This window comes from Bradyrhizobium sp. Kon56 (assembly GCF_055807635.1).
This window is the reverse complement of the sequence record NZ_JBVVOU010000049.1, coordinates 15,754-27,180: the sequence shown is the minus strand read 5'-3', so window position 1 is coordinate 27,180 and position 11,427 is coordinate 15,754. Positions and strand designations below refer to the sequence as shown.

Below are 11,427 nucleotides of genomic sequence, written 5' to 3'. Positions count from 1 at the left end.
GGGGCGACGATCAACGGCACCGGCACGGTCACCGGCAATGGCGAGATCGATTTGACCGGCGCTGCGGTGCTGAGCGGCGGCATCCTGAACAACAACGCGGCGTTGAAGGTCAGCGGCACCGGCAACGCGCTGGACCACGAGACGATCACGAATGCGAGCACCGGCACGATCGAGGTGCTGACGAATGGCGCGCTGACGATCGACCAGGGCTCGACGGTCGCGAATGCCGGTAACGTCACGGTCGATGCCAACGGCAAGCTGACAGTTAACGGCGCGACGATCAGCGGTGGTACGATCAACGGTCTCGGCACGATCGATGTCACCGGCGCCAGCAAGATCGATCAATCGGCGACGCTGAGCACCACTGCCGTGACGGTCGAGAGCGGCGTCATCCTGACGCTGGATGACGTGATAGTTGCGGGCACCGCAATCGCCAATCATGGCACGGTCAAGGTCGATGCAGGCAGCAAGCTGACATTGAACGGTGCGAGCCTGACAGGCGGCGCGCTCACCGTTTCGGGCACGCTGAATTCGACCGGCACAACTGCGATTACCGACGCCAACATCTCGAACAACTATCTGATCGAGGCAACCCTGGGCGCGTTGACGCTGCTGGCGACGACCTCCGCAAGCTCGATCGCGAATGGCGGCATCCTCAGGGCCAATGGCGCCGAGCTCGACATCAACGGCGAAGCCATCGCAAACACCGGCACGCTGGCGGCGATCAATCATGGGACACTGAAGCTGATCGGGATGACGGTGACCGACACCGGCAGCGGTAGTGTCTCGGTCGAGTCCGGCTCGGCACTCGATCTTCAGGGCGCGACCATCGACGGCGGCACGGTGACGATTGCCGGTACGCTGGAATCGACCGGCACCAGCGCCATCGACAATGCCGACATTACCAACACCGGCACGATCACGGTCACCAGCGGTACGCTGACGATTGATCCCGCCACGCTTCACGCCATCACCAATCACAATCTCATTCAGGCGAAGGGCGGCGTGCTCGACGTCTCCGGTGAGGATATCTCCAACACTGCGGCTCTTGAGGCAGTCAACCACGGCACGCTGAAGCTGGCAAATCTCACCGTTAGCAACAGCAGTGCTGGGTCGATCACGGTCGACGGCACCTCGAAGCTCTATCTGACCGACGTTTCGATCAACGGCGGCAGCCTGAGCAATGCCGGCAATCTCTACAGCGCCGGCGTCGATACGGTCACGGGCAGCGTCACCAACACTGGCATCATCGAGGTCCAGAGCGGCATTCTCGACCTTGCGGGCGGCATCGCCGGTTCAGGCAAGGTAATCGTCGATGTTGGCGCGACGCTGGAGTTTTCGGGCGCGACCGGTTCGATCCACATCGTCAATTCCGGCTCCATCGTGGGCGCCGGTGGCAATGCGGCGATCCACATCCAGCAGGATACGACCGGTTCGGTGATCAACAATTCCGGCACCATCGGGCCGCCCGCCGCTTCGAGCGTGACCTCCGCGACCGACGCGATCATCGAGATCGGTGGCAGCCTCACGATCAACAACACCGGCCACATCAACGGCAATATCTCGGTCGCCAGCGCGACCTTCAATAACGAGTCCGGCGGCACCTGGACGGTCGCCGGCACGAGCGCCTTCGGCAATGCGTCGTCGATCGTCAATGACGGTGTCATCGATCTCCTCAACGGCGCCTCGATCTCCCTGGGTGGGCCTGGACTCGTCAATCACAGCCACATCGACAGCTGGGGCACGGCGTCGATCTCGGGCACCATCAGCAATACCGGCAGCATCGAGGTCCATGATGGCGAGCTGTCGCTGTTCGGCTTGCTGACCGGCACGGGCTCGGTCACCGTCGATGCCGGTGCGCTGCTGAAGCTCGAAGGCACGGTCGCGCAGACGATCAAGCTCGCGGGCGACGGCGCCGCGGTTGAGATCGATACGGATACGTTCGGCGGATCGATCGCGGAGCTGTCGGCGAACGACACGATCGACCTGTCGACGATCAAATACGGGCTCGGCACCAGCGCGGTCTATGTTGCAAACTCCAATCCCGCGACCGGCGGCGTGCTGACGGTGACCGATGCGGACGGCAATCACATCAGCCTGAACCTGGCCGGCGCCGACTACAGCAATGCCCATTTCGCCGGGAGCGACGACGGCACTGGCCACACGCTGATCACGATGACCGATGACCACGCCCCGGCCTTCACCGCCGGCGGCGTGCTGGCGGGGGGCGTCTCCGAGCAGGCGGACGCCACCGGCGACTTCGCCACCTCCGATACCTCAACGCCTGCGACCGGCGCGATTGACTTCACCGACATCGACCTGACCGACCTGCCGTCGGCACAGATCACCGGCCAGGACGTGACCTCGCTTGGCGCCGATCACAGCACTAACCTCACCTCGTCGCTCTCGCTTGACGAGATCGCGGCGCTCAAGAGCGGGCTGACGCTTCTGCCGCAGGCCGGGCTGAACAATGGCATCGTCACCTGGAGCTATTCGATCGCCGACGGCGCGCTGGACTTCCTCGCCAAGGACCAGACCGCGAAGGTGGTTTCTACCATCACGAGCACGGACGATTACGGCGAGACCGCCACAACCGACGTCACGGTCACGATCACAGGCAAGAACGACGCGCCGACCTTGGCCGCGGTCACCACGGATCCGCTCGTCGATACCTCCATCGCCGACAGCTTCTCGGACGTCACGGGAATGCTGGTCGGAACCGACGCCGACCATGGAGAGACGGCGGGGCTGACCTATGCCGTTCTGAACGCGGATAGTCATGGGACGACGGCTGGCCTGTACGGCTCGCTGACGGTCAACGCGAACGGCACCTACACCTACGTTCCCGATGCGGCTTCGATCAACGCGCTTTCGGAAGGCCCTTGTTCGGACGTCTTCACGATTCAGACCACGGACGCGCAAGGTGCTGTCGGCACGGCATCATTCACGGTTGCCGTAACAGGCGCCAACGACGCTCCGGTGTTGACCGATGGTAGCATCGGGCAGCTCACCGATACGTGCGCAGCGGATAATTTCTCTGACCTCACCGGACAGGTGGTCGGGACCGATGCCGACTCCGGCGATACGCTGACCTACACCTTGCTGAACGCAGATCACCAGGCAGTCGGAGAGGTCACGGGTCACTATGGCGCGCTGGCGCTCAACACGAACGGCACCTACACCTACGTTCCCGATGCGGCTTCGATTAACGCGCTGCCGGGCTGCTTGCACTATTCCGACAGTTTCACGGTCCAGGTCACGGATGCACATGGCGCCGCCTCCACGGCGATATACACGGTGGACCTGACGGGCGCCAACGACGTGCCAACGCTGTCCGCTCTCAACCTCGGCAAGCTTACGGACACGGCGGCGACCGACACCTTCTCCAATCTCACCGGAAATCTCGCGGGCACCGACGCCGATGCCGACGAGACGGTGACGCTGACCTATTCTGTCCAGAATGCGGATAGTTGCGGGACGGCTCCAGGACACTACGGCGCGCTGACGGTCCACTCTGACGGCAGCTACACCTACGTTCCCGACGCGGCTGCGATCAACGCGTTGCAAGAAGGGCCCTTCGCGGATACGTTTACGGTCCAGACGACGGACGCGCATGGCGCGACCGGCACTGCGACACTCACGGTGGACGTGGACGGCGCGAACGATGCGCCGGTAATGGACGTCAACCAGATCAGCCTCACGCATGACGACGCTCAAGTCACTGTGCACGGTATCTCGGCCACCGACTCCGATGCGGCTGCCAATGAAACCTTCACGCTCGTTGCCTCCGGCTCGGGTAGCAATTTGAGTCCGGCGTCGACGTCCGATACCTTGGCGCATATCAATTCCGCGCTGCAGACCGTGACCTACACTGATGCAAGTGAAGGTGCGGCCATACAGACGGTCACGCTCACCGTGGCCGACAGTCACAACGCAAGCAAGACGGTTAGCCTGCTCTTTGGCACGGCCGGGCAAGATGACTTCATCGGGACAGGCCATCAGGACCAGTTCGTGTTCGCCGCCAGTTCCAACAACGATACGATCACCAATTTCACGCCCGGTCAGGACCATATCGACTTGTCGGCAGTCGTGACCGCCAGCGATTTTGGGGCATGGATGGCGCAGCACGTGGCGGCTTCGCCGACCAATTCCGCTGACACCCTGGTCACGATCAACGCTTCGGACACAATCCTTCTGAAGGGTGTCGCCCACCTCCAGGCGAGCGACTTCATCGTCCATGCCTGATTGCTGCATGATGGGCCGCGATCGTCGGCAGGCCCGATCCACGCTGCCGTTCACCGCCAAAGCGTGATATCCAGCCACCATGAAACGTCTCAAGATCCTGCGGCGGTGGTTTGCGCGCAAGTTGGGGTTTGCGCGACTGATGTGCCTTGCGCTGCTGGTCGTATTTGCCGGCGCTCGGCTCTGGGATCCGCCTCCGATCCAGGAACTGCGGCTGCGCACCTTCGACATGTTTCAATTGATCGATCCGCGCCACAAGACGGCGCGGCCGGTCACCATCGTCGACATCGACGACAAGAGCCTCGCCAAGCTCGGCCAGTGGCCGTGGCCGCGGACGCGGATCGCCGACATGATCCAGAACCTCACCAATCACGGCGCGGTGGCGATCGGCTTCGACGTCGTGTTCTCGGAGGCCGACCGGCTCAACCCGGATCTGGTCGCGAGCCAGATGCGCTACCTGGACGACGCCACCCGCGCCAAGCTGCGCGAGCTGCCGAGCAACGACCAGATCCTCTCCGAAGCGATCAAGCGCTCGCGCGTGATCCTGGGCGAGACCGGGCAGCGGGCGATTTCGTCCGAGGTCGACAAGTCGCTGCCCTTCACTGGCGTCGCAACGGTCGGCGAGGAGGGCGCTGAGCGCTTCCTGTTCGAATTTCCCGGGCTGTTGCGCAACGTGCCCGAGATCGAGAAGGTCGCGGCCGGCCGCGGCCTGTTCTCGATCAAGACCGAGCGCGACGGCCTGATCCGGCGCGTGCCAATGATCATGCGCGCCCAAGGCATGGTCATGCCCTCGCTCAGCCTCGAGATTTTGCGTGTCGTCACGGGCACGCCGACCTTGCTGGTTCGGACCGACAAGACCGGCGTGCGGGCCGTGCGTCTCAAGGGCGTGGAGATCCCAACCGACAGGAACGGTCAGCTCTGGGTGCATTACGCTCGCCAGGATCCCTCGATCTACGTCTCGGCCGCCGACGTGCTCGACAATACGGTGCCGCCTAACAAGATCGCCGGCAAGCTGGTGCTGATCGGCACCTCGGCGGTTGGGCTCAACGACATCAAGACCACGCCGGTGTCCTCGACCATGCCCGGCGTCGAGATCCACGCCCAGGTGCTGGAGAGCGTGCTGAGCGGCGCGGTGATCTCCCAGCCGAACTATGCGCTCGGCGTCGAGCTGCTCGCCGCGCTCGTCATCGGCTTGCTCGTCATCATCTTCACGCCGAACCTCGGACCGGTTCGCCTCGTGCTTGCCGGCGCGACCTTCGCCGCTATCCTGATCGGAGTGTCCTGGTTCTTCTATGCGCAGCACCGCTATCTCATCGACTTCACTTATCCGCTGCTCTCGACCACCGCGATCTATCTGACGCTGATTTTCGCCAGCTTCGTGCGCGAGCAGCGCCAGCGCGTGCAGATCCGCGGCATGTTCGCGCAATACATGTCGCCGGTGCTGGTCGAGCAACTCGCGCAGTCACCGGAAAAACTCGTCCTCGGCGGCGAGGAGCGCGAAATGACGATCATGTTCTCCGACGTGCGCGGCTTCACCACCATATCGGAAACCTACAAGCACGATCCGCAGGGCCTGATCGCGCTGATGAACCGCTTCCTGACTCCGCTGACCGACGTGATCATCGATCAGAAGGGCTATATCGACAAATATATGGGCGACGCCATCATGGCGTTCTGGAACGCGCCGCTCGACGATGCCGAGCACGAGGTCAACGCCTGTGAGGCCGCGATCCAGATGTTGGAGAAGATCGACGCGGTGAACAAGGACCGCGAGCAGGAGGCCATTGATGGCGGTCACGTCTACATCCCGCTCAATGTCGGTATCGGTCTCAACACCGGCATCGGAGTCGTCGGCAACATGGGCTCCGACCTGAAGAAGAACTATTCGGTGCTCGGCGACAGCGTCAACCTGGCCTCGCGCCTGGAAGGCCAGTCGAAGGAATACGGCTTTCCCATTATCGTTGGCTCGCGCACCGCGCTCGCGGCCAAGGACAAGTTCGCGATCCTCGAACTCGACTTCATCATGGTCAAGGGCAAGACCGAGCCGGAGGTGATCTATGCCATCGCCGGCCGCGAGGATGTGATGCTTTCAGGCGCCTTCCAGCGCCTGCGCAACGTCACCATCGAAATGCTCGCCTGCTATCGCAGCCGCGACTGGCAGGGCGCGCTGGACGCGATCGACCGCGGCCGCAGGAGCGAGGATGCCGACACGCTGGAAAAGCTGTTCAAGCTCTATGAAGTGCGCATCAAGGAATTCCAGGTCAATCCACCGCCGGAAGGTTGGACCGGGGCCTATGCGCTGCTGACGAAATAAGGGAGGCGCTTGCTAGCGGCTAAACCCTCGGTGTCGTCCCGGCGCAGGCCGGGACCCATACTCCGCAGCAGAAGCTGTACGCCAGATCGGAGTTGGCTGTCGTTGCCGAATTCAACTCGGTGGTTATGGGTCCCGGCTACGACGGGACGACAGCGGTGTTCGACGCCGCAGGCCGTCGCCTTAATAAGAGGTGTCGTCCTGGCTTTCGCCAGGACGACAGTGGTGTTTGCGGAAGCGGGGTGCCGACCTTGAGCCTCACTCCGCCCCGATCGTCGTGAGATCCTGGAACCAGTGCTGCGCCTGCACGAACTGCTTGACCTTGGGCGACAGCGCATGCGGGTTGGTGTCGTGCACCACCCATACCAGCGTGGCGTCGTCGACGATCAGCGCGTGCGCCTGCGCCAGCAACTCGTCCTGCTTGGCGCTGTCGAAGGTCTGCTTGGCCTCGTCGATCAGCGCGTCGACCTTCGGGTTTTTGTAGCCGCCCCAGTTGACGCCGACCGGTGCGATCTGGCTCGAATGGAAGAAGCGGACGATGGCGTAGAGCGGGTCAGAGGTGACATAGGCGATGTTGTTGGCGGTGATGCCGGCGTTCATCTCGTCGGCCGCGCCCTTGCGCCAATGCGTATAGAGTGTCTCGAGCTCGACGACCTTGAAATCGATGTCGATGCCGATCTCCTTGAAGCTCTGCTGCAAAAATTCGTTCATCGGCAGCGACAGCATCTGGCCGGTGCCGCCCTGTGCGATGATGAAGGTCGCTTTCAGCGGCTTCGCCTTGGAGTAGCCGGCTTCCTCGACCAGCTTCTTGGCGGCTGCGACATCGTATTTCAGATCGAAGCTCGGCTTGCCGAACCAGGGGCTCGACGGATCGACCTGTCCCTTGGCGGGTTTCGCAAGGCCATTCATCAGGCCCACCACGGCTTCACGATCGATCGCGAGGTTCAGCGCCTTGCGCAGGCGGATGTCGGTCCAGGGCGAACCCGGCAGCACGCTCAGATGATAATTCCAGACATGCGGCGTAACGTTGTCGACGAGCTTCATGCCGGCGGCCTTGAGCTGCGGCACGGCATCCGGCGCCGGCGTCTCGATCAGATCGACCTGCCCGGCCAGCAGCGCATTGGTGCGCGTCAGCGCTTCCGGCATCGGCACCAGCACGAGCTTGTCGACCTTGGGAATACGCTTCTTGTTCCAATAATCCGGATTCTTCGTGAGCTCGGCGAGTTCGCGCGGCACCAGTTTTGTCAGTTTGAACGGGCCGGTCCCCGAAGGCTGGCTCGCGAACTTGTCCCAGTCCTTACCGAGCTTCTCGTATTGCGCCGGGCTGGAGACCAGGAACCACAGCATCTGATAGGGAAAGAAGGAATCGATCGTCTTGGTGGTGATCTCCACCGTGAAGTCGTCGATCTTGGCGTAGCTCGCGACCGAAGGCAGGCGGGTCTTGACCTGCGCACTCTGGCGCTTGTCGAATTGCGGCGCCTTGTCATTGAGCACCTTGTCCAGATTCCAGATCACGGCGTCGGCATCGAACTCGCTGCCATCGTGAAACTTCACGCCCTTGCGCAAGGTGAAGCGCCATTTGGTCTTGTTCTCGGCATCGACCCTCCACTCGGTGGCCAATCCGGGCACCAGCTTTCCCGGCCGGTCGGCGACGTCCATCTCCCACGCCACGAGCGGATCGTAGATGGTGTAGGCCGTGAACTGATAGGCGCCCGCGCCGCGATCGGGCTGGCCGGTCGTCAGCGGGATGTCCGCCATCGAGATGCCGTAGCGCAGCACCGTTTCGGCGCCCGCCGGAATCGCGGACAACGCCAGTGCAAGCACGGCGAAACAGGTCGATAGTCGGATACGCATGGGCCAAAGCTCCAAGGAAGAATTCAAGGACAATCGGAGCCAAACCTGCAATCTTGATGCCAGAATAGGCAGCGAGGTGCTTTCGCCGACGTGTCATCACAAGGACTTGTCGTCGCAGGGGCAATTTGCAGAATAAGTTTCCCCATTGGCATAGGCATTGCATACGATTGCATCAAAATTAGTCATCGAAGCCGGAAAAGGATTGAGTCAATGTTGATCAAGAAAAACAAGACCCGCGCGGCGCTGATCGCGTTGCTGGCGCTCAGTAGCGCGGCTGGGTGGCCGCGCGCGGCCACTGCCGAAACCGTGCTGCGCATCGCCATGACGGCTGCCGATATTCCGCGCACGCTGGGCCAGCCCGATCAGGGCTTTGAAGGCAACCGCTTCACCGGCCTCACCATGTATGACGCGCTCACCGGCTGGGACCTTTCCTCGGCCGACAAGGCGAGCGTGGTGATCCCCGGCCTTGCTACCGAGTGGAAGGTCGACGATGCCGACAAGACCAAATGGACTTTCAAGCTGCGGCCGGGCGTCACCTTCCATGACGGCTCGCCGTTCAATGCGGACGCCGTGGTGTGGAATGTCGAGAAGGTGCTGAAGCAGGACGCGCCGCAATTCGACGCCAGCCAGGTCGGTGTCACGGCCTCGCGCATGCCGACGCTGGCATCAGCGAAGAAGGTCGACGACATGACGGTCGAGCTCACCACCAAGGAGCCCGACAGCTTCCTGCCGATCAACCTCACCAATCTCTTCATGGCGAGCCCGGCGAAGTGGCAGGCCTTCTACGACAAGGCGGAGGGCGCCGACGCCAAGGCCAAGTCGCAGGCCGCATGGACCGCGTTTGCCAAGGACGCCGCGGGCACCGGCCCGTGGAAGATGGCGGGCTTCACCCCGCGCGAGCGGCTGGAGCTGGTCAAGAATGCGAGCTACTGGAACAAGGACCGCGTGCCCAAGGTCGACAAGATGGTGCTGTTGCCGATGCCGGAGGCCAACGCGCGCACCGCGGCGCTGCTTTCCGGGCAGGTCGATTGGGTCGAGGCGCCGGCGCCGGACGCGTTGCCCGAGCTCAAGCAGCGCGGCTTCAAGCTCTACGCCAACGAGCAGCCGCACGTCTGGCCGTGGCAGTTCTCGCGCGTCGAGGGCTCGCCCTGGAACGACATCCGCGTGCGCAAGGCCGCGAACCTCTGCGTCGATCGCGAAGGCCTCAAGGACGGCCTGCTCGCGGGGCTGATGGTGCCCGCGACCGGCACGTTCGAGGTCGGCCATCCCTGGCGCGGCAAACCGACCTTCGAGATCAAGTACGACAAGGCTGCTGCACAGAAGCTGATGCAGGAGGCCGGATTCGGCCCGAACAAGAAGCTGGCGGTGAAGACCCAGACGTCTGCGTCCGGCTCGGGCCAGATGCAGCCGTTGCCGATGAACGAATATATCCAGCAGGCGCTGGCCGAATGCTATTTCGACGTGCAGCTCGATGTCATCGAGTGGAATACGCTGTTCACCAACTGGCGCCGCGGCGCCAAGGATCCCAGTGCCAACGGCTCGAACGCGACCAACGTCACCTATGCGGCGATGGACCCGTTCTTCGCGCTGGTGCGCTTCCTGCAATCGGGCATGGCGCCGCCGGTCTCGAACAATTGGGGTTTCATCAACAATCCCAAATTCGACGAGCTGGTGAAGAAGGCGCGGCAGACCTTCGATCCCGCCGCGCGTGACGCCGCGCTCGCCGAACTGCACGCGGCCTCCGTCGATGACGCGGCCTTCCTCTATGTCGCCCACGACGTCGGTCCCCGCGCCATCAGCCCGAAGGTGACAGGCGTCGTGCAGCCAAAGAGCTGGTTCATCGACTTCTCACTGGTGTCGATGCAATAGTTCGCGCCTCATACGCAGTGCACCCTCTCCCCTTGCGGGAGAGGGTGGCTTCGCGCAAGCGAAGCCGGGTGAGGGATCTCTTTCCGCGGATGACCCTCTCTCTTTTTCGTTAACACTGCATCCGGGGTTAGAGCCCTCATCCGGCGCTTTGCGCCACCTTCTCCCACAAGGGGAGAAGGGAAGAAAAGAAACAACGTGCTCGCCTATATCGCCAGACGCATCGTCTACGTCATCCCGATCGTCATCAGCGTCGCGCTGGTGTGTTTTCTGCTCGTGCACATCACGCCGGGCGATCCGCTCGTCGCGGTGCTCCCCGCAGACGCCTCGCAGGAGCTCGCCGCGCAGCTCCGGACAGCCTATGGTTTCGACCGCCCGCTGCCGGTGCAGTTCGGGCTTTGGCTGCTCCGCGCGCTTCATGGCGATCTCGGCAATTCCATCGCCACGGGCCGCCCGGTGCTCGCCGAGGTCATGCGCGCGGTCAGCAACACGGTCACGCTGGCGATTGCGGCGGCGATCATCGGCTTCACCATGGGCATCCTGCTCGGCCTGATCGCCGGCTATTTCCGCGAGACCTGGATCGACAAGCTGGCGACCTCCTTTGCCATCGCCGGCGTTTCGGTGCCGCATTACTGGCTTGGCATGGTGCTCGTCATCATCTTCTCGGTCCAGCTGAACTGGCTGCCCGCTGTCGGCGCCGGACCCGGCGGCTCGGCCGCCTGGGCCTGGGACTGGGCGCATTTGCAATATCTCGTGCTGCCAGCGATCACGACCTCGGTGATCCCGATGGGCATCGTCACTCGCACGGTGCGCGCGCTGACCGGCGACATTCTCAGCCAGGACTTCGTCGAGGCGCTGCGTGCAAAAGGCCTGCATGAGCGCGGCGTGTTCCGCCACGTCATCAAGAACGCCGCCCCCACCGCGCTCGCGGTGATGGGACTTCAGCTCGGTTACATGCTCGGCGGCTCGATCCTGATCGAGACGGTGTTCTCCTGGCCGGGCTCGGGCTTCCTGCTCAACTCCGCGATTTTCCAGCGCGACCTGCCGCTGCTGCAGGGCACGATCCTGATCCTGGCGCTGTTCTTCGTCTTCCTCAATCTGATGGTCGACATCGCGCAAGCCGCGATCGACCCGCGCATCAAACGGGGCTAGCG

The 11,427-nt window shown here is 63.0% G+C and carries 5 protein-coding genes; 4 read left to right on the top strand and 1 reads right to left on the bottom strand.

Annotation, left to right across the window (positions count from 1 at the left end; genetic code table 11):
• Together AC0L3B_RS35935 and AC0L3B_RS35930 are read left to right on the top strand one after the other, a co-directional pair.
• A partial coding sequence (locus tag AC0L3B_RS35935) for a beta strand repeat-containing protein (RefSeq protein ID WP_473382225.1) occupies positions 1–4,245 on the top strand: 4,245 nt, incomplete at its 5' end.
• A gap of 79 nt (positions 4,246–4,324) precedes the next feature.
• The gene (locus tag AC0L3B_RS35930) at positions 4,325–6,556 is read left to right on the top strand and encodes a CHASE2 domain-containing protein (protein ID WP_377828425.1); all 2,232 of its coding nucleotides are present in this window, start codon (positions 4,325–4,327) and stop codon (positions 6,554–6,556) included.
• Between the two features lie 255 nt (positions 6,557–6,811).
• Here the strand turns inward: AC0L3B_RS35930 and AC0L3B_RS35925 are convergent, their stop codons facing one another.
• Complete coding sequence (locus AC0L3B_RS35925) at positions 6,812–8,407, bottom strand: ABC transporter substrate-binding protein (protein WP_085349304.1); 1,596 nt, start codon at positions 8,405–8,407, stop codon at positions 6,812–6,814.
• Between the two features lie 210 nt (positions 8,408–8,617).
• On the opposite strand from AC0L3B_RS35925, the gene AC0L3B_RS35920 reads away from it, so the two are divergent.
• Together AC0L3B_RS35920 and AC0L3B_RS35915 are read left to right on the top strand one after the other, a co-directional pair.
• Positions 8,618–10,276, top strand: a complete 1,659-nt coding sequence (locus AC0L3B_RS35920) for an ABC transporter substrate-binding protein (protein ID WP_473382224.1) — start codon at positions 8,618–8,620, stop codon at positions 10,274–10,276.
• Between the two features lie 195 nt (positions 10,277–10,471).
• Entirely contained in the window at positions 10,472–11,425 is a 954-nt protein-coding gene (locus AC0L3B_RS35915; protein WP_085349306.1) for an ABC transporter permease, read from the top strand.
• The last annotated feature ends 2 nt before the right edge of the window (positions 11,426–11,427 follow it).

Excerpts from the sequence above, each read along its gene's own strand:
- AC0L3B_RS35930 (WP_377828425.1), top strand. The coding sequence starts at position 4,325 with ATGAAACGTCTCAAGATCCTGCGGCGGTGGTTTGCGCGCAAGTTGGGG.
- AC0L3B_RS35925 (WP_085349304.1), bottom strand. The coding sequence starts at position 8,407 with ATGCGTATCCGACTATCGACCTGTTTCGCCGTGCTTGCACTGGCGTTG.
- AC0L3B_RS35920 (WP_473382224.1), top strand. The coding sequence starts at position 8,618 with ATGTTGATCAAGAAAAACAAGACCCGCGCGGCGCTGATCGCGTTGCTG.